Here is a 19,062-nt window from a genome sequence, read left to right as displayed (position 1 = left end):
GGCCGACGACGTGGCCCGCACGGCCAGCGGCAACCCGTTGGCCCTGGTGGAGTTGGCCGCCTCGCTGACCAGCGCGCAGCTCGGCGGCGCGGCGCCGCCGCCGGAGGCGTTGCCGCACGGCGGCTCCCTGCGCGCGTGGCTGCGGGCCCGGTTCGACGCCCTGTCGCCGTCCGCCCGGCAGGCGCTGGCCATGGCCCTGGTGGACGACGAGGTGGACGTGGACACTCTGGCGCGGACGCCGGGTCTGGACATCGCCGCGGTGGAGGAGGCCGCGCCGCTGATGGACCCGCGGCCGCTGGTGCGGGCGACGCTGCGCGCCGAACTCCCCGTCACCGCGCGCTATGCCGCGCACGTGACGCTCGCCGAGACCCTGCCCGACGGCCCCCGGCGCACCTGGCACGAAGCGGCGCTGCTGCCCGGCCCGCGCGACGCGCACGCCGACCGGCTCTCGCAGGCCGCGGTCGGGGCGCGGCGCCGGGGTGACTTCGCCGCCGCCGCCCGCGACCATGGCCGCGCCGCCGTGCTGACGACCGCGCCGGACCTGCGCGCCTGCCGCCTGCTCACCGCCGCGTTCGACCACTGGCACAACGGCCTGCCGCACCGGGCCCGGACCACTGTGCGCGAGGTCCTGACCCTGTCCGACCGCGTCGAGGTGCGCGCCATGGCCGACCTCGTGGAAGGCGGCATCGAGGTCGGCGCCGGCCGGCCGGACGTGGCCGCCCGCCGGCTCGCCCGCGCGGCCGGCGAGCTGCTCGGCCACGACCGCACGCTCGCCGTGACGGCACTGGGGTTCGCCGGCGAGGCCGCGGCCATCGCGGGGGATCACGTGCTGCACAGCGAGATCGCCGGCACCGCGGCGCAGTGGCGCCGGTGCCACGAGCCGCCCGAGTCGCGCCTGACCCTGGAGCACCTGATCGGCACCGCCGCCAGCTTCGCCGGACGGCACGCCGAGGCGCTGCCGGCGTTGCGCTCCGTCGTCGCGCTCGCCGACGACCTGCCGGACGCGAAGTCCAAGATCTGGGGCGGGCACGCCGCCTACGTGCTCGGCGACGCGGCCAAGGCGCACGAGCTGACCGACCGGGCGGTCACCGCGGCGCGGGAGAGCGGCGAGACCACGCTGGTGCCCTGGGCCCTGACCTACCGGGCGCTGTCCGGACTGATGGCCGACCAGCACGAGGTCGTGCTCACCGCGGCGTTCGAAGGCGTGCACGCCGCGACCGCGGCCGGGCAGCACAACGCCGTTGCCGACCACCTCATGCTCCTCGCGCTGCTCGCGGCGGTGCGCGGCGACACCGACACGGCGGTGCACCGGATCGACGCCGCCGCCGAGCAGGTGCGCCACCACGGTCTCGGCCGGTCGGGCACGCTCGGCGCGTGGGCGTTCACGTGTGTGGACCTGGTCCGGGACCGGCCGGCGGACGCGTTGCGGCGTATGCGGTCCACCATGGCCGGCGGCGTGCACGCGGGGGTGCGGGCCCTGGCGACCCCGGACATCGTGGAGGCGGCCGTGCGCTGCGGCGAACCATCCACAGCGGACTCGGCGTTGCGTGGCTACGAGCAGTGGGCGCGGAGCATGGGCACGTCGTCGCGGCTCGCCGTGGCGCACCGCTGCCACGCGCTGATCTGCGGCGGGCCGGAGGCCGACGAGCATTTCACCGAGGCGATCCGCCTGCACCGGGCCAGCGGCACGACGATGGAGCTGGCCAAGACCGAGCTGTTCTACGCCAACCGGCTGCGCCGCAACCGGAAACCGCGGCGGGCGCGCGAGCTGCTGCGGGACGCGATCGGCCACTTCGAGCGCCACGAGGCCGACCACTGGGCCGGCCGGGCGCGGGCCGAGCTACGCGCGGCGGGCGAACCGGCGACCAGCGCCCGGACCGGCCGCACCACCGAGCTGACCCCGCAGCAGCACCAGATAGCCCGCATAGTCGTCGAGGGCGCCACCAACCGCGAGGTCGCCGCTCGCCTGTTCCTGAGCCAGCGCACGGTCGAACACCATCTGCGAAACATCTTCACGCGCCTCGGGGTGCGCTCCCGCATGGAACTGGGAAGGTTCTTCGACTGACCGGTGACCGGTTCGGCCGGTGGTCCGGACGGCCGAACCGGCGCGCCGATCGGATGATCGGCACAACTTAGAGCAAGATCAACGATCAAAGCCTGCGCGGTTGCGGTTAGACTGCGACCAGCTAGGAATCAACGCGTAGAACTTCTCCCGAGAACTGTTTCGTGGGCGTCGGCTCGCGTCCCGTCTGTGAACCTTCGTGGGGGTACCTGTGTGACCGCTGAGCGTCTGGACAGCGCGATAAGATTACCGCTCCCGCCGGCCCGATTGGCCAGAGCCGTAGTCGCCGGCATCTTCATCGGGCTCGCGGCCATCGCTTTCGTTCGCATTCTTGATGAACACGTCTCGAACCTGGTTTCCGCCGTGATCTCGCTGGTCTCGGTCGCCGCCGTGTTGCTGTTGGCGCTTTTCTGGTTCAGCCGCCTGTCCGACCGCCTACGGTCACCGTACGGTTACCTGGCGTTGACGGCGCTGGTCGGCCTGGTCTACCTGCCCATGATCATCCTGGCCGACCCGTGGCCGGTCCTGCCAGGTTTCCTGGCCGGATCGCTGCTCCTGGCGCTGCCGCCGGTGGCATCCTGGCCGGGCGTGCTGGCCGTGCTGGCGAGCATGGGCCTGCTCCAGTCGCTCAACTCCGGCCGGTTCGATTCGGACGCGGTGGACGTGGCCTACGTCTGCATTTCGACGGCGGTTATCGGCCTGGTTGTCTACGGCATCTCCCGGCTCGCCCAACTGGTCGAGGAACTGCACAACGCTCGAACTGAAATCGCGCAGATCGTGGCGATGCGGGAGCGACTGAGGTTTGCCAGAGATTTGCACGACCTGCTCGGCTACAGCATTTCCGCCATTGTCCTCAAAAGTGAGCTGGCGCATCGTCTGGTGCTGAAGAATCCCGATCAGGCCTGCGCGGAGATCGCGGACATCCTGACTATTTCTCGGCAGGCGCTCGCCGATGTTCGCACGGTCTCCAGCAATTATCGCGAGCTTTCGCTGGACGATGAGTGCCGGTCGGCCAGGTGGGTCCTGGCCACGGCCGGCATCGAGGTGCGGATGTCGGCGTCCGGGCAGCAGCTGTCCGCGCCGGTGAGCACGGTGCTGGCCACGGTGTTGCGCGAGGGCGTGACGAACATCCTGCGGCACAGCAAGGCCGAGCGGTGCGAGATCACCCTGACGCAGGCCGGCGGCACGGCGTCGATCGAGATCGTCAACGACGGGGTCCCGCCATTTTCGGCCACCACGGACGTGGTGGGTGGCGGGGGACTGCAGAACCTGGCGGCCCGGGCGGCCGAACTCGGCGGCGGGGTCACCGCCGGGCGGATCGGCGAGCACAACTTCCGGCTGCGAGCCGACGTTCCGGTCGACCAATAAACCGGGCAGTTGGTTCGGTCACAGCCAGCCCGCGGCATTGGCGATTCGAATGGCGTCGACCCGATTCTTCGCGTTGAGCTTGTTGATGATCATGGTCAGGTAGTTGCGCACGGTTCCGGGCGACAGGAAGACCTCAGCGGCGATTTCCGCGACCTCCAGGCCCTCGGCGGTCAGCCGCAGCACCTGGATCTCCCGGTCGGTCAGCGGGCACTCGGCGGTGTCCAGCGCCACCAGGGCGAGGTTGCTGTCCACCACCCGGTGCCCGGCCGCCACCTGGCGGATCGCGTCGGCCAGCTCGGCCGGCGGCGCGCCCTTCAGGACGAACCCGCTGACCTTCGCCGCCAGGGCGCGGCGCAGCGTCCCCGGCCGGTCGATCCCGGTGAGGATCAGCGTCCGGATGCCCGGCAACCGGTCGTGCAACTCGGCCGCGGCCGTCAACCCGTCCTTGCCCGGCATGTCGATGTCGATGACCGCGACGTGCGGGCGGTGTTTGGTCGCGGTCGCCAGGACGTCCATCCCGGAGGACACCTCGGCCACGACCTCGATGTCCGGCTCGAGGTTGAGCAGCGCCACCAGGGCGCCACGCACCATGTGCATGTCCTCGGCAAGCATGACCTTGATCATGTCGCCTCTCCTCCCCAGCGCCCGCACCTGATCCAGGAGTCGATGATGTCGACATCCTCTATCACCGCCGACTGTCCTGGGGCGCGATTGGTCCAGTTGGATGATCACGAAAAGCGGCGTTCGGCCCAAATGCGGCGGCCGACCGGGAAGTAGCCCGGACATGAGCCGACCCTGGCGCCGTGACACGGCGCCAGGGTCGGCGGTGCGGGTCGGTCAGCCGGCCTTGGCGCGGCGATGGTCCATGGAGTACTCGGCGCGGCGGCGCAGCATGACGCCCACCATGCACAGCAGCATCAGCACGTGCCCGGCGATGAACAGCGTGTCCCCGTTGATCAGTCCCGCCCAGAACGGGATGAACAGGACGACGAACGGGACGTACATCGCGGCCGCCATCTCGGCGATGGCCGCCCAGCCATGGCCGCGGTACCGCATCCACAGCGTCATGCCGATGGTCATGTTGGTGGCCATCACCAACGCGGACAGGTCGGGGCGGTCGAACAGGTCCGACCAGCCGAGCGCGTCGAAGATCAGGTCCCACAGCGGCGCCAACGCCACCATCCCGATGGTCATCGCCACGACCATCTCGAGGAAGTGGCGGATGAAGCGGCCGTTGGACGTCTTCGGCGGCGGGGAAACCTCGGTGCGGATGTCCGTCACGACACTCAACTCCAATCGTGGTCGGCGGAACGTGTGCAGGGCGCCCGGCGCGGGCACGAGGATCGGAACGGTCAGACGGAACGGTTCAGGATCGAGGCTAGTGGCGCGGCCGCGCAAGACCGCCGGTCTTCCGTCATGCGTCGCCGTGGGAATTCCATGATCCACTGATGTGATCCGCACGCGCCCGCCGGGTGTGGGAACCGGCGCCGGCGTGCCGCTCGCCCGATCGTGACCGGGTCATGGCACCGGGATGCGCCGCTCCCACCCGGTTCGTGACGAACACATGGTTTCCGGTGACACCGGCACTGGCTGTAACCGCTTTCCCGAGCGCAGTATTTCCTGGTCAGCAGTTCGATCGACAGGTTTAGCTAGGGAGCCCATCATGTCGACGACCATGAGCCAGGATGTGCATTCCGTGACGGTGATCCGGTTGTTAGCCGGGCGCGGGTTCGATGACGAACGGTGCGACAACAAGGTCGAGGTGGCGATCGACCGGTTCGACCAGTGGACCAACCCGCGGGGTGCGGTGGCGCTGTGCACCTGCAGCCGTTGGTTGGCAACCGAAGGCGCGCTCAAGCGAGCCGCGTGATGACCGCCGAGGCCTTGGCATCGCCACTGGTCGGCTTCAAACGGCACCTTCGTGCCGAGGTGTCGGCCGGTGAGGGGCTGTACCTGTTTTCCGAACATGGGGTCACGGTGCTGAAGGGTTCCAATGTCGAGGCCCTGGCGGCGCTGCTGGACGGTACCCGCGACATCGACACGCTGCTCGGTGCCATGCCCGCGGGCATGGCACCCGAGCAGGTCGCCGGCCTGATCAAGTTGCTCGCCGAGGCGGGTCTGGTCGCCCTGCGGCCGGAGTCGGCGAACCCGGTCGACGAAGGCACGCTCGCCTACTGGGAGGCGAGCGGGATCGACTCGACGGCCGCCGTCGCGGCCACCACCGGGCAGGCGCTGCGGGTGCTCGCCGTGGGCGACGTCGACCTGGACTCCGCGCTGGCCGCCGTGCGGGCGGCCGGGTTGACCGTGGTCGCCGGACCCGATCCGGAACCCGCGGCCGCACTGTCGGTGGTGCTCTGCGACGACTACCTCAACCCCGAACTGGCCGAGATCGATGCCGTGCACCGGGCGGTCGGCCGGACCTGGCTGCTGGCCAAGCCGGTCGGCGCCAAGGTGTGGCTGGGGCCGGTGTTCCAACCGTCCGAACCGGGCTGCTGGAACTGCCTTGCGGTGCGCCTGTGGGCGCACCGCAACGCGGAAGCGGTGGCGCAGAGCGAACTCGGCCGGCACGGCCCGGCGCCGCGGCCGGCCGCGACCATCCCCGCGCTGCGGGCCATGGCGCTGAACATGATCGCGCTGGAGGCGACCAAGTGGCTGTCCGGCTACCGCCATTCCAGCCAGCGTTGCGTGTGGACCTTCGACAGCCTGGAACTGCGCGCCGAGCCACACGAACTGCGTCCCTACCCGCAGTGCGTCGCCTGCGGCAACCCGGCGCTGGTGCGGATGCAGGCTCGCCGGCCGGTCGTGCTCGGCTCCCGGCGCAAGGCGTCCTACAGCGCCGGGCACCGCTCGCTGACCGCGGACCAGGTGCTGGCCAGGTACCGGCATCTGATCAGCCCGGTGACCGGTGTGGTGAAAGAGATTCAGCGGCACGACCACGGCCCGGAGTTCTTCAACTCGTTCCGCTCCGGGCCGAACGTGGCGGCCCGGGCCCGAGACGTGAACTCCCTTCGCGCCACGATGCGCATGGAGAACGGCGGCAAGGGGGTCAACGCGGTGCACGCCCAGGCCAGCGCGCTGTGCGAGGCGATCGAGCGGCACTGTGGCAGCTTCCAGGGCGACGAGGAGCGGGTCCGGGGCAGCCTGCGCTCGCTGGGCGAGTGGGCGATCCACCCCAACTCGTCCATGTTGTACGACGATCGGCAGTATCGTGACCGGTCGCGGTGGAACGCGACGCACGGCCCGTTCCAGTACGTCTGCGAGCCGTTCGACGAGGACGCCGTCATGGACTGGACGCCGGTCTGGTCGCTCAGCCAGCGCCGGCACCGGTTGCTGCCGACGAGCCTGCTCTACTACGGCGCGCCCGACGAGCCGGGACCGCACTACCTGCACGCCGACTCCAACGGCAGCGCGGCCGGCAGCAGTCTCGAGGACGCCGTGCTGCAGGGACTGCTGGAGCTGATCGAGCGGGATGCCGTGGCGCTGTGGTGGTACAACCGGACCCGGGCGCCGGGGGTCGACCTCGACGCGTTCGGCGACCCGTGGATCGACGAGCTGCGTGAGGTGTATGCCGGGCTGGGCCGGCAGGTCTGGGTCCTGGACCTGACCTCCGACTTCGGCGTTCCGGTGATGGCGGCGCTGTCGAGCCGCACGGACCAGGAGCCCGAGGAGATCATGCTCGGCTTCGGGGCACACCTCGATCCCCGTCTCGCGCTGCGGCGGGCGCTGACCGAGCTGAACCAGTTGATGCCGGTTCTGCTGGCGGCCAGATCGGACGGCCGGTACCAGTGCGACGATCCGGACATGGCGGACTGGTGGCAGCACGCGAGCCTGGCCACCGCGTCCTATCTGGTGCCCGACCCGGACGAGCCCGCGCTGGGTCCGCGCGACTACCGGTACGTGCAGCGGGCCGACCTGCTCGACGATCTCACGGCCCTGCAGGCAAAAGTGGAGTCGCTGGGCATGGAACTGCTGGTGCTCGACCAGACCCGGCCGGACATCGAACTTCCGGTCGTCAAGGTGCTGGTGCCCGGAATGCGGCACTTCTGGTCCCGGCTGGGTCCCGGCCGGCTCTACGACGTGCCGGTCCGGCTCGGCCGGCTGGCCGAGGCCACACCCTATGCGGGCCTGAACCCGGTACCGCTGTTTCTCTGACGGCACCCCCACATGATCACCAACTGTGGCATGATTCCCTGCACACAGGACAGTGCGGCCGATCCGCCGAGGCGCCGGGTTCGGCCGCGGGAACGGGGACCGAGGGAGCCGACGATGTCCTTGGCCGGCAACCGGCAGGACCTGACCTCGATTCCCGGCCGCACGGCCGACGACGACTCCGACGACCGGGACGCGCTGCTCGCGCCCACGCTGGCCAAGGTGATCGTCGCGGTGGTGTTCGCCGGCTTCGCCGTGGTGGCACTGCTTTTCGTTCGGGACTCGGGCAAGCCGGCGGCCGAGATCGCGCTGGCCGCCGGCTACCTGACCGCGCTGTTCAGCCTGCAACTGTTCTACTTCGGCCGGTCCAGCACGAACCTGCACGGGCCCACGGCGTATGCCATGCTCGCGGTCCAGGCCGGCCTGGTCTACCTGCCGCTGGCCGAGTTCGGACAGTCCTGGGTGAGCCTGCCCGCGTTCCTCGCCGGCAGCGTGCTGTTGGTGCTCCCGTTGCCGCTGGCCTGGCCCGCCTTCGCCGCCATCGTCGCGGGCACGGCGGTCGTGCAGGCGGCCATCGACGACACCCCCCTCGGCGTCGTGTACGTCGCGGTGAACGCCGCCACGGCCGGCCTGTTCGTCTACGGCCTGACCCGGCTGGCCCGGCTGGTCACCGCGCTGCACGAGGCGCGCGACGAGCTGGCCAAGACGGCGGTCGCGCACCAGCGGTTGCGGTTCACCCGGGAACTGCACAACGTGCTCGGCCTGAAGTTGTCGGCGATCGTGCCAAAGGGTGAGCTCGCGCTGCGGCTGCTGCGCCGCAACCCGGAGCGGACCGGGCAGGAGCTCGCGGAGATCCTGGTGCTCGGTCAGCAGGCGCTGGTCGACGTCCGCTCGATCGCCCGCGTGTACCGCGAGGTCTCCCTCGAGCAGCAGACCAAGAACCTCGCCTCGATGCTCGCCGAGTCCAATGTGGACCTGCGCATCGAGCTCGACCACCGCCGGCTGCCGGTGCACGTGCGGAACACCGTGTCCGCCGTCCTGCGCGAGGGTGTGGCCAACGTGTTGCGGCACAGCGGGGTCCACCGGTGCGAGATCATCCTGGGGCAACGGGACGACGCGGTCCGGCTCGACGTCGTCGACGACGGGGTCGAACCGACGCCGGCGAAGGCCCGGTTCGAAAGCCTTGCCGCGACGGTGTCCAAGATGGCGGGCGAACTGACCGCCGGGGTGGATCCCGACGGCCGGTTCCGACTGCACGTGGCCATCCCGATGGCCGCGCCGTCCGTGCCGGACCGTCCGGGCGACACCGTCGAAGGAGATCCGGCCGAGGGGGACACCGTCGAGGCCCGGGCGTCCGTCCCGGCCATCGCGACCCGGCTGGCCGGCGGGCTCGTCGTCGCGGTCTTCTTCGGACTCTTCCTCCAGGCGGTGCTGCGCCTGCTGTCGGTGACCGCGCAGGCCGGCCAGATCGCACTGGGCACCGGATACCTGCTCGGCTCACTGGTGCTGCAACTGGCCTACTTCAGCCGGCCGGGCGAGCGGCCGCGCCCGCCCGCGGCGTACCTGATGCTGGTCCTGCATGGCCTGCTGGTGTTCCTGCCGATGCTGCAGTTCCAACAGGCCTGGACCGGGCTGCCCGGTTTCCTCGCCGGCAGCGCGTTGCTGGTGCTGCGGCCGGTCGCCGGATGGACCGTGTTCGCCGCGGTGGTGGCCACGGTGGCCTGGACCCAGGTCGCGTTCGGCGCCATCGACCCCCGCGACATCGGCTTCAACGTCGTGCTCACCGTCAGCAACGGACTGATCGTCTACGGACTGACCTGGATGGCGCGCTCGGTGCGCCAGTTGCGGGCCGCCCGGCGCGACCTGGCCGAGGTCGCGGTGGCCCAGACCCGGCTGCGGTTCGCCCGGGACCTGCACGACCTGCTCGGGTTGAGCCTTTCGGCGATCACCCTGAAATGCGAGTTGGCCCACCGGTTCGTGCTGCCGGACCCGGCGCGGGCCCGCACCGAACTCACCGACGTGCTGGCGATCTGCCGGCACGCCTTGGCCGACGTCCGCTCGGTGGCCGGCGGAGCGCCCGAACTGTCGCTGGACGAGGAGTGCCGCACCGCCGACTCGCTGCTGTCCGCCGCCGGCCTGGACGTGCGGATGGACACCGACTACGGCGACCTGCCCGCCGAGGTCGGCACCGTGCTGGCCACCGTGCTCCGCGAGGGCGTGACCAACGTGTTGCGGCACAGCAAGGGCGAGCACTGTGAGATCACCATCCGCCGGGCGGGCGACGAGGTCGAGTTGAACGTCGTCAACGACGGCGTCACCCGGCCGCCGGAGAGCGACGACCGGGCCAGCGGAATTCGCAACCTGTCCGAACGGGTCGCCGCGTTCGGCGGGACGCTGACCGCCGGGTTCGAGGAACGCGACCGGTTCGCGCTGCGCGCCCGGGTCCGGGCGGTGTCCACAGAGGTGCCGTAGTTCGCGCTCGCGGAAATGATCGCACGAACTTGGTTACGCCCCGCGAACTGGCCGGCAACCGGCCGGTAGCCGTTCGGTAATGGCGAACCCATTGTCGCAGGTCACCTCGGGAATTTACGGTTCATGGCCACCTGGGCGATTTGTGAGAACCTGTGAGCATGGCCAAACTTCTTTTCCGTGAAAGGCATTCAAGATGAAGATCACCCCGCAAGAGGGAAAGTTCGGCGTGGTCATCGAGGGATTCGACGCCCCGACCGCGTCCGCTGCCGACATCGAGGCCCTGAGGGCGGCCGTCTACGTGAACAAGATCGCCGTCCTGAAGAACCAGGAGCTGGACCCGCGGCAGTTCGTCGCGCTCGGTGAGCGGTTAGGCACCGTGGAGCCGTACTACGAGCCCGGATACCACCACCCCGAGGTCAAGGAGGTGTTCGTCTCCTCCAACGTGAAGGAGAACGGCAAGCAGGTCGGCGTGCCGAAGACCGGCAAGTTCTGGCACTCGGACTACCAGTTCATGCCGCGGCCGTTCGACATCACGCTGATCTACCCCCAGGTGGTGCCGTCGAAGAACCGCGGCACCTACTTCATCAACCTGGCCACCGCCTACGAGGCCCTGAGCGAGGAGCTCAAGCTCGCGGTCAAGGAGACGACGGCCACGCACAGTGTCCGGCGCTACTTCAAGATCCGGCCGACCGACGTCTACCGGCCGATCTCGGAGATCATCGACGAGGTCGACGCGAAGACCCCGCCGGTGACCAGTCCCACGACCGTGACGCATCCGGTCACCGGCGAGACCCTGCTCTACATCAGCGAAGGCTTCACCCTGTCCGTTCAGGACGCCGACGGCATCGCGCGGCCGGACCTGCTGCGGGCCCTGCTCGAAGCCACCGGCCAACTCGACCAGACCTTCCAGCACGACAACATCCACCTGCAGACCTTCGACAAGGGCGACATGCTGGTGTGGGACAACCGGAGCATGATCCACCGGGCCCTGCACACCGCGACGCCCGAACCGGCGGTGTCCTACCGGGTCACCGTCTACGACGACGGAAACCACTAGCGACTGCACGAGAAGCGGGACCGCGTCGCACGCGGCCCCGCTTTCCGTACGCGCGAACGAGAGCGGGCTGACCCGGCGCTTACCCGGTCATTACCCGGCGACCTGGGCATACCGACAAATCGCATGTCACACTGCTTGCGAAAGCCGGTTTTGACCAGGATTCCTCATGGGTCCTCGTGAGGCGCACACCTTTCGGCGGATCGCGCGGAGGAATAGCGTGGTGGGAGCTATAGAACCAGACAAATTTTGCTAGGCGTGATAGCGAGGCCCGACAATGACTCTGCAATTAAGCGAGCTGGGCTTGATGTCGCCGGAGGAGAAGCGCCACCTCCTCGCGTTGCTCATCAAGGACGCCCAGCTGACCCCGCCGGCCACGCCCGAGCGGACTCGGCCCCAGGGCCCGGAGTCGATGCCGGGCCTGCGCTTCGAACTCCTCGGCGCACTGGCCATCAAGTACGGCGACATCGAGTTCGCCCCGAGCGCACCGAAGCTGCGTGCGATGGTGGCGACCCTGCTGTTCAACGCGAACAGATCGGTCACCGCCTCGGCGCTGGTCCGGGAGCTCTGGGAGCACGAGCCGCCCCGTACCTCGCACGCGACCGTGCAGACCTACGTCTTCAAGCTGCGCAAGCTGTTCCGTGACGTGCTGGGGGCCACCACGGAGTACGTGAACAACGAGCTGCTGCTGACCCACTCCGGGGGCTACACCCTGCTGGTCGCCGACGGCCAGTCGGACATCGAGGAGTTCGAGCGGCTGGTCGTCGCCGGCAGCGCCGAGTTGCACGCGGGCGCCTACGACAGGGCCGCGCGCAACCTGCGCCGGGCACTGGCACTGTGGCGCGGTCCGGCCATTCCGGACATCCAGTGGGGCATGCAGCTCCGCGCGCACGCGGCGCGGTTGGAGGAACGCAGGTTCTACGCGCAGATGATGCGGATCGAGGCGGACCTGTGCCTCGGCCTGCACCGGGAGCTGATCAGCGAGCTCGCGTCGGTCGTCGTGGAGCATCCGCTGCACGAGCCCGCCCACGTGATGTTCATGATCGCGCTGTACCGGTCCGGCCGGACCTCGGCGGCCCTGGACGTGTTCCGGCGCTTCCACCGGCGGGTTTCCCAGGAGCTCGGGATGGAGCCGTCGATGCGGATCCAGTCCCTGCATCTGGCGGTGCTGCGCAACGACGCGCTGCTCGACGACCGTGGGCTCACTTCAGAGATGCTGCTCGACCGGCTCGGCGCCGCGGTTGGCAGGCGTGCGGCCTGAACTGAGGAGATGACATGACGACGAGCGAGCACCGGGTTCGGATCCGCCGGGTCGTGCACCCCGACGTTCCCGGTCCGATCGGCCCCCGGCCCACCCCGCGCGAGCGCCTGGTCTACTCGATGCGGATCCGGCGCATCGAGTACCTCCCGGTCGAGGTGGCCGGATACGCGGTCGCGGCGCTGTTGTCCGTGCGGTCCGGCGCAGTGCCGTGGAACGCCGCCATTGTGCTGGCCATGCTCGCGGCCCTGTGCTGCACGCACGTCGTCAGCATGGCGGTCGCCCTGGCCGACCGCGACATCCAGCCGGCGAACGCGCTTTCCGACGCGGTGCACGAACTCGGCCCGCGTGCCGTTCGCCGGCAGATCGGGACCACCGGTGCGGTGCTGGCCGGACTGGCCCTCGCCCTGTCGGCGGCCACGGGTCACTGGGACATCCTGGCGTTGCTCGCCATCACGCTGTACCTCGGTATGCGGGGTGCGGGCGGGTGGCCCGCGCTGTTGCTGGCCCGCTTCTGGCTGCCGATGGTGCTCATCGTCCGGGCCGCACCGGGCGAGCCGCAGTGGACGGTGCTGGTCGCCGTCACCGGGTTCGCCGCGTGCCAGGTCGGTATCACGCTGGTGGGAGTCGCCGCGAACTGGTTGCGGGCCGAGGCGTTCGGGCTTCGCCCCTCGGCGCGGGCGTTCGGGTTGACCAGGTCGCTGGCGATCGGCGGCACGGTGATCGGCGCCGGCGGCGCTCTCCTCCTGATGAGCTGGTGACGAGACTTCCGTTCAGAGCCAACCGTTCTCCCGCGCCGTGCGGCACGCCTCCGCCCGGTTCTTGACGCCGAGCTTGCGGACGGCCGCGGCGAGGTACTTGCGGACGGTGCCGACGGAGAGGTTGGTGCGGTTGGCGATGACGGCGACCGGGGTGTCGTGCTCGGCCAGCCGCAACACCTCGAGCTGGCGGGGGGTGAACGGGCAGTCCGGAGCGGTCAGCGCGTCCGCGGCCAGCGTCGGGTCGACATACCGGCCGCCGGCGTGCACCCTCCTGATCACATCGGCCAGCTTCGCGCCGGGGCCGTCCTTCGGGAGGAATCCCTTGGCGCCGGCGGCCAGCGCGCGCTTGAGGTAGCCGGGGCCGCCGCGCGCCGCGAGAATCACGACCGCGCAGGACGGCAGCGTCCTGGCCAGTTCGGCGAGGAACGCCAGACCGTCCAGTTCGGGCATGGCGAGATCGACCACGGCGACGTCGGGATGTCGGGCCATCGCCACCTCGACCGCGGCCCGGCCGTCGGCAGCCCGGCCGGTCACCTCGATATCGTCCTCGATGTCCAGCCGACCCGCGATGGCATTCCGGATGAGCTCATTGGCGTCGGCGACGAGTACCCGAATCATGCGATCCTCCCGGATACTCGCCAGGTGAACATCGGAACTCCTCCAGATGTTGCCCGGCCGCACTCAGCTTCGGGCAGTCAATCGCTCAAGGTTAATCCTGCGCCGCGGCGAGTTACAGGGCTAGTGCTGAGCCCATTGCGGCGCGTGTGGTTTCACCGAAACGAGCGTGATGACTGCACGTCATTTGTGCGCGGCCGACGGGCTAGGGTTTGAGGTACGTGGCCCGGCCGCCGTCGCGAAGCTCCCCTCCCGCGTCGGCCGGGCATTCACGGCGTCTCGGTGATTACCGGTCGATTACCTGCCGGGGCCTACGATTCACAGTACGCGGGCCTGTTGGGCATACATGCGCGATGTCCTCGGTGGACGGGCCCGGTTTGGAGGCGTGGACGATGGCCGAGTCGGTAGAGTTCGGGGGGCGGCGCACCAATGTGATGGTGCTGCCGACACTGTTTCCCGATGATCCACAATTGCGGACGGACGTCCTGCGGCCGTACAAGGACCACAGTCGGTACCTGAAGTCCGCGACCGTATCGGTCCAGAATGGACTGACCGTCGGCCGGGGCGAGTTCACCATCCCCACCTCGTGCTACATCGACGACACCGGGCATTTCAACGCGGTCGAGTTCAACATCTGTTACAACCAGCTGTTCTACTACCTGCTGGCGAAGTCGATCAAAGAGCGCGTGGTGCCCGCGCTGGCCGCCTGGACCCTGGACGACTACTGGGAGCGGCAGCTTCCGGACATCCTCATCGCGAGGTTCCGCAGCCTGTTCCGCTCACCGATCGAGTCGGCCGCCTTCAGCGGCGAGGTCTCGATCTCCGCCATCACCGAGAGCGAGGTGCGCCGTCCGGTGCTGCTGACCGAGACCACGTGCCGCTTCTGGGACCAGCAGGAGGGCAGCGCGGAGGGTGAGGTCCTGCTGGCACTGCTCAACCCGCCCGGAATGGCTCCGACGAAGGAGATAGCCTGATGACCCGATCCAACCCGTTGCGCACGCTGGCCGACATCGTCCGGGTGAAGGCCAACACCAGGGCCGATCACCCGGCGATCCTGTGCGAGGGACGGCGCGTCGACTATGCCGCCCTGCACCGGGTGAGCAAGCAGGCCGCGCACGGCATCCTCGCCGCCGGCCTGCGTCCGGGGGACCGGTTGGCCTATCTGGGCAAGGAATCCGAGCACTACTACGAGCTGCTGTTCGCCGCGGCCAAGAGCGGCACGGTGCTGGTCCCGATCAACTGGCGGCTCACCGCGGGCGAGGTCGAGCACATCCTGCGCGACTCCGGCACCGCGCTGCTCTTCGTCGACTCGGTGACCGCCGCGGTGGCCGAGAAGGTCGCCCCGGACCTGCCCGGTCTGCGGGTCGTGCAGCTGGACCGGCCGGACGAGCCGGGCACCGGCTTCACCGAGTGGGTGTCGCAGTACCCGGACTCCGAACTGCTCGTCCGGGCCCGGCCGGACGACCCGATCGTGCAGATGTACACCAGCGGAACCACGGGTCTGCCCAAGGGTGTGGTGCTGGCCCACCGCAGCTTCTTCGCGGTGCCGGAGGCGCTGGCGAGCGAGGGTCTGCACTGGATCGACTTCCACGAGAGCGACCGCAGCCTGATCGGCATGCCCGGCTTCCACGTCGGCGGCCTGTGGTGGGCGGTGCAGGGTTTCGCCAACGGGCTGACCAACATCTCGATGCGCGAGTTCACCCCGTCCGCGGCGGTCGCGCTGATCCGGGAGCTCGGCGTGACCATCGCCTGCATGGTGCCGGCGATGTTGCGGTTCCTGCTGGCCGAGCCCGGCGTGACCACGACCGACTTCAGCACCCTCCGCAAGATCATCTATGGTGGCGCCCCCATCGCGGAGTCGTTGCTCGCCCAGTGCATCGAGGGTTTCGGTTGCGAGTTCGCCCAGATCTACGGACTCACCGAGACCGGCAACACGGTGCTGTGCCTGCCGCCGGCCGACCACGTTCCCGGCACCCGGCGGATGCGGGCCGCCGGCCGCGCGTACCCGGGCTTCGGTCTGGCCATTCTGGACGGTTCCGGCAACGAGCTACCGCCGGGCGAGATCGGTGAGGTGTGCGTGCGCACCCCCGCCGCCATGGTGGAGTACTGGAACCTCCCGCAGGCCACGGCCAAGACCCTGATCGACGGATGGGTGCACACCGGTGACGCCGGCTATCTGGACGAGGACGGTTACCTGTTCATCCAGGACCGGATCAAGGACATGATCATCGTCGCCGGCGAGAACGTGTATCCGGCCGAGATCGAGAACGCCATCACCAAGCATCCCGATGTGGCCGAGGCCGCGGTCGTGGGCGTTCCGGACGAGCGCTTCGGCGAGGCGGTGCACGCCTTCGTCGTGCCGGTGGCCGGCAAGCGGCCACAGGCCAGGGATCTGGCCGAGTTCCTGCAGGACCGGCTGGCCGCGTTCAAGGCGCCGCTGGCCTACGAGTTCATCGACGTGGTGCCGCGCAACCCCAGCGGCAAGATCCTCCGGCGCGAACTGCGCGACCGGTTCTGGCGTGACCAGGAGCGCGCCGTCAGCTGAAGCGCCTGGTCCCAACCGAGGATGGTCCACAGTGAGCAATACCGAGCCCGACCCGCGCGTTCCGTTGGCCCGCCTGTCCCGCCTGCTCGACCCGGAGTCGCTGACCGAGTTGCACGACCGCGACGAGGTCGCGACGTCGGTGGTGCGCGGGAAGATCGGCGAGGAGAAGGTGATCGCCTTCTGCACCGACGCGACCCGCAAGGGTGGCGCGCTCGGGATCGAGGAGTGCGTGCGCATCGCCGACGCCATCGACCTGGCCGCGAGCGAGAGCAGCCCGGTGATCGGGCTCTGGCACTCGGGTGGGGCCAAGCTCGCCGGCGGGGTCGAGTCGATGCACGGCATCGGCCAGATCTTCGCGGCGATGGTGCGCGCTTCCGGTCTGGTGCCACAGATCTCGGTGGTGCTCGGTCCGGCGGCGGGCGGCGCGGCATACGGTCCGGCGCTCACCGACATCGTGATCATGGCCCCGGACGCGCGGATCTTCATCACCGGGCCGGATGTCGTGCGCAGCGTCACCGGCGAGGAGATCGACATGGTGGGCCTCGGTGGAACCGACGCCCACGGCCGGAAATCCGGTGTGACGCACGTGGTGGCCGAGTCGGAGGACGGCGCCTTCGCCTCGGCCCGCCGCCTGGTCGAGCTGCTCGGCCGGCCGGGAACGTTCCAACCGGACAAGGCCGGCGGGCCGCGGGACCTGCTGGCGCTGCTGCCCGACTCGCAGCGGCGGGCCTATGACGTGCGGCCGCTCATCGGTCAGATCCTCGATGCCGCGCCCGGCGAGCCGTTCACCGAACTGCAGCCGAGATGGGCGCCCAACGTGGTCGTCGGCCTCGGCCGGCTGGGCGGCGGAACCGTCGGGGTGGTGGCCAGCAACCCGCTGCGCAAGGGCGGCTGTCTCGACTCGCTCGCCGCCGAGAAGGCGGCCCGGTTCGTGCGGATGTGCGACGGGTTCGGCATTCCCCTGCTCGTCCTGGTGGACGTGCCCGGGTATCTCCCCGGAGTGGCCCAGGAATGGGGCGGGGTCGTGCGCCGCGGCGCCAAACTGCTCTACGCCTTCGCCGAGGCGACCGTGCCCCGGGTCACCCTGGTCACCAGGAAGTCCTACGGCGGCGCCTACATCGCCATGAACTCGCGCTCGCTGGGCGCCACCGCGGTGTATGCCTGGCCGGACGCCGAGGTCGCGGTGATGGGAGCGGAGTCCGCCGTCCGGGTCCTGCACCGCAAGCAACTCGCCGCGGCCGGCGAGGACGAGCGCGAGCCGCTGCTCGCCCGCCTCGTGGCGGAGCACCAGCGGACCGCAGGCGGTCTCGACCGCGGTATCGCGCTCGGCGTGGTCGACGCGGTGATCGAACCGGCCGACACCAGGCAACGGCTGATCTCCGCGTTCGCGGCGGCCCCGCCGGTCGGCGTCGCCGGCCGCGGCCGGCACGGCAACATCCCGCTGTAGCCGCGGGCCGCCCCGCGTCCATGTCCGCACAGTTACTTCGCGGTGGACCGGCGATGAAAAGACCTGATTCACGGGCGCTTATCCCCGGCGTATGTTGTCAGTAGATGGCAGTGCCGTTGAGCGCAGCGTTTCGTGAACATTCTATTTCCGTCTTTTCCTCGACCGATCTTCGGCTGATGTTGCTAGAGCGGAGAAACACAATGGCTACTTCCTCCGAGGAGCTCGTTGCCGCGTTACGCGAGTCGCTCAAGGAGAACGAGCGGCTGTGGCAGCTGAACCAGCAGCTCTCGTCCGAGGCGAGCGAACCCGTTGCCATTGTGGGAATGGGCTGCCGGCTGCCGGGCGGAGTCGGGTCTCCGGAGGATTTGTGGCGCCTGGTGGCCGACGGTGTGGACGCCGTTGGTGGTTTTCCGGATGACCGGGGTTGGGACGTCGACGGATTGTTCGATCCGGATCCCGACCGGCCGGGCAAGTCCTATGTGCGGCACGGCGGTTTCCTGGCCGACGCGGGCGGGTTCGACGCGGGGTTCTTCGGGATCTCGCCGCGTGAGGCGCTGGCGATGGACCCGCAGCAGCGGCTGCTCCTCGAAGTGTCGTGGGAGGCGCTGGAGCACGCCGGGATCGACCCGAAGTCCTTGCGCGGCAGCCAGTCCGGCGTGTTCGCCGGGGTCATGTACCACGACTACGCCAGCGGCCTGGCGGCCGCGCCGGAGGAGTTGGAAGGCCTGCTGAGCACCGGCACCGCCGGCAGCGTGGCCTCCGGCCGGGTGGCCTACGCGCTCGGGCTCGAGGGTCCGACGATGTCGATCGACACGGCGTGCTCGTCCTCGCTGGTGGCGCTGCACCTGGCGGCACAGGCCGTTCGGCGCGGGGAGTGCTCGCTGGCGCTGGCCGGCGGGGTGACGGTGATGGCGACGCCGGAGGTGTTCGTCGAGTTCTCCCGGCAGCGCGGCCTGGCGCGCGACGGCCGGTGCAAGTCGTTCGCGGCGGCGGCGGATGGTGCGGGTTGGTCCGAGGGTGTCGGGGTGTTGGTGTTGGAGCGGTTGTCCGATGCGCGGCGGTTGGGGCATCGGGTGTTGGCGGTGGTGCGGGGTTCGGCGGTGAACCAGGATGGTGCGTCGAATGGGTTGACGGCGCCGAATGGGCCGTCGCAGCAGCGGGTGATTCGGGCGGCGTTGGCGGATGCCGGTTTGTCGGCCGGGGACGTCGATGTGGTGGAGGCGCACGGTACCGGGACGACGTTGGGGGACCCGATCGAGGCGCAGGCGATCTTGGCGACGTATGGCCAGGACCGGCCGGAGGGCCGGCCGGTGTGGTTGGGGTCGATCAAG

At 69.8% G+C, this 19,062-nt stretch carries 15 protein-coding genes; 12 read left to right on the top strand and 3 right to left on the bottom strand.

What is annotated here, in order from left to right:
- Both VFO68_RS03480 and VFO68_RS03475 read left to right on the top strand, forming a co-directional pair.
- The coding region (locus VFO68_RS03480; protein WP_325156663.1) for a LuxR C-terminal-related transcriptional regulator at nucleotides 1–2,065 on the top strand (2,065 nt) is incomplete at its 5' end.
- A gap of 210 nt (nucleotides 2,066–2,275) precedes the next feature.
- Nucleotides 2,276–3,430 (top strand): sensor histidine kinase, encoded by a 1,155-nt coding sequence (locus tag VFO68_RS03475; RefSeq protein WP_325156662.1) that lies wholly within the window; start codon nucleotides 2,276–2,278, stop codon nucleotides 3,428–3,430.
- 18 nt (nucleotides 3,431–3,448) lie between these two features.
- On the opposite strand, the gene VFO68_RS03470 is transcribed toward VFO68_RS03475, so the two are convergent.
- Nucleotides 3,449–4,054, bottom strand: a complete 606-nt coding sequence (locus VFO68_RS03470) for a response regulator transcription factor (RefSeq protein WP_325156661.1) — start codon at nucleotides 4,052–4,054, stop codon at nucleotides 3,449–3,451.
- Between the two features lie 213 nt (nucleotides 4,055–4,267).
- Complete coding sequence (locus tag VFO68_RS03465) at nucleotides 4,268–4,711, bottom strand: hypothetical protein (protein ID WP_325156660.1); 444 nt, start codon at nucleotides 4,709–4,711, stop codon at nucleotides 4,268–4,270.
- A gap of 382 nt (nucleotides 4,712–5,093) precedes the next feature.
- On the opposite strand from VFO68_RS03465, the gene VFO68_RS03460 reads away from it, so the two are divergent.
- The 6 genes from VFO68_RS03460 to VFO68_RS03435 all read left to right on the top strand — a co-directional run bounded on the left by VFO68_RS03460 (nucleotide 5,094) and on the right by VFO68_RS03435 (nucleotide 13,124).
- Complete coding sequence (locus tag VFO68_RS03460; RefSeq protein ID WP_325156659.1) at nucleotides 5,094–5,300, top strand: hypothetical protein; 207 nt, start codon at nucleotides 5,094–5,096, stop codon at nucleotides 5,298–5,300.
- Complete coding sequence (locus tag VFO68_RS03455; RefSeq protein WP_325156658.1) at nucleotides 5,300–7,582, top strand: TOMM precursor leader peptide-binding protein; 2,283 nt, start codon at nucleotides 5,300–5,302, stop codon at nucleotides 7,580–7,582. Before VFO68_RS03460 ends, VFO68_RS03455 begins: the two co-directional genes overlap by 1 nt.
- A 114-nt stretch (nucleotides 7,583–7,696) precedes the next feature.
- The gene (locus tag VFO68_RS03450) at nucleotides 7,697–10,051 is read left to right on the top strand and encodes a sensor histidine kinase (protein WP_325156657.1); all 2,355 of its coding nucleotides are present in this window, start codon (nucleotides 7,697–7,699) and stop codon (nucleotides 10,049–10,051) included.
- Between the two features lie 193 nt (nucleotides 10,052–10,244).
- Nucleotides 10,245–11,108: a (3R)-3-[(carboxymethyl)amino]fatty acid oxygenase/decarboxylase gene (gene scoE, locus VFO68_RS03445; protein WP_325156656.1), complete on the top strand. Its 864-nt coding sequence runs from the start codon at nucleotides 10,245–10,247 to the stop codon at nucleotides 11,106–11,108.
- A 274-nt stretch (nucleotides 11,109–11,382) separates the two neighbouring features.
- A complete protein-coding gene (locus VFO68_RS03440) occupies nucleotides 11,383–12,366 on the top strand; it encodes an AfsR/SARP family transcriptional regulator (protein ID WP_325156655.1) in 984 nt (327 codons plus the stop codon).
- 14 nt (nucleotides 12,367–12,380) lie between these two features.
- Nucleotides 12,381–13,124: a hypothetical protein gene (locus VFO68_RS03435; RefSeq protein ID WP_325156654.1), complete on the top strand. Its 744-nt coding sequence runs from the start codon at nucleotides 12,381–12,383 to the stop codon at nucleotides 13,122–13,124.
- A 12-nt stretch (nucleotides 13,125–13,136) separates the two neighbouring features.
- Here VFO68_RS03435 and VFO68_RS03430 read toward each other — a convergent pair whose 3' ends face one another.
- Entirely contained in the window at nucleotides 13,137–13,742 is a 606-nt protein-coding gene (locus VFO68_RS03430) for a response regulator transcription factor (protein WP_325156653.1), read from the bottom strand.
- Between the two features lie 467 nt (nucleotides 13,743–14,209).
- Here VFO68_RS03430 and VFO68_RS03425 point away from each other — a divergent pair, with 467 nt between their 5' ends.
- The 4 genes from VFO68_RS03425 to VFO68_RS03410 all read left to right on the top strand — a co-directional run.
- Nucleotides 14,210–14,713 carry an FcoT family thioesterase gene (locus VFO68_RS03425; RefSeq protein ID WP_325156652.1) on the top strand — a complete coding sequence of 168 codons (504 nt, stop codon included), beginning with the start codon at nucleotides 14,210–14,212 and terminating at the stop codon, nucleotides 14,711–14,713.
- Nucleotides 14,713–16,284: a fatty acid--CoA ligase gene (locus VFO68_RS03420; protein ID WP_325156651.1), complete on the top strand. Its 1,572-nt coding sequence runs from the start codon at nucleotides 14,713–14,715 to the stop codon at nucleotides 16,282–16,284. The genes VFO68_RS03425 and VFO68_RS03420 overlap by 1 nt, the downstream gene beginning before the upstream one ends.
- Nucleotides 16,285–16,315: 31 nt before the next feature.
- On the top strand, nucleotides 16,316–17,731 hold the full coding sequence (locus VFO68_RS03415) for an acyl-CoA carboxylase subunit beta (RefSeq protein ID WP_325156650.1): 1,416 nt from the start codon (nucleotides 16,316–16,318) through the stop codon (nucleotides 17,729–17,731).
- Between the two features lie 200 nt (nucleotides 17,732–17,931).
- Nucleotides 17,932–19,062, top strand: a 1,131-nt coding sequence (locus VFO68_RS03410) for a beta-ketoacyl synthase N-terminal-like domain-containing protein (RefSeq protein WP_325156664.1), incomplete at its 3' end; no start/stop codon positions are given.

This window comes from Actinophytocola sp. (assembly GCF_035712165.1).
GTDB lineage: Bacteria > Actinomycetota > Actinomycetes > Mycobacteriales > Pseudonocardiaceae > DASYTH01.
Note: the sequence above shows the minus strand (reverse complement) of the source record. Positions and strands in the feature narration are given on the sequence as shown.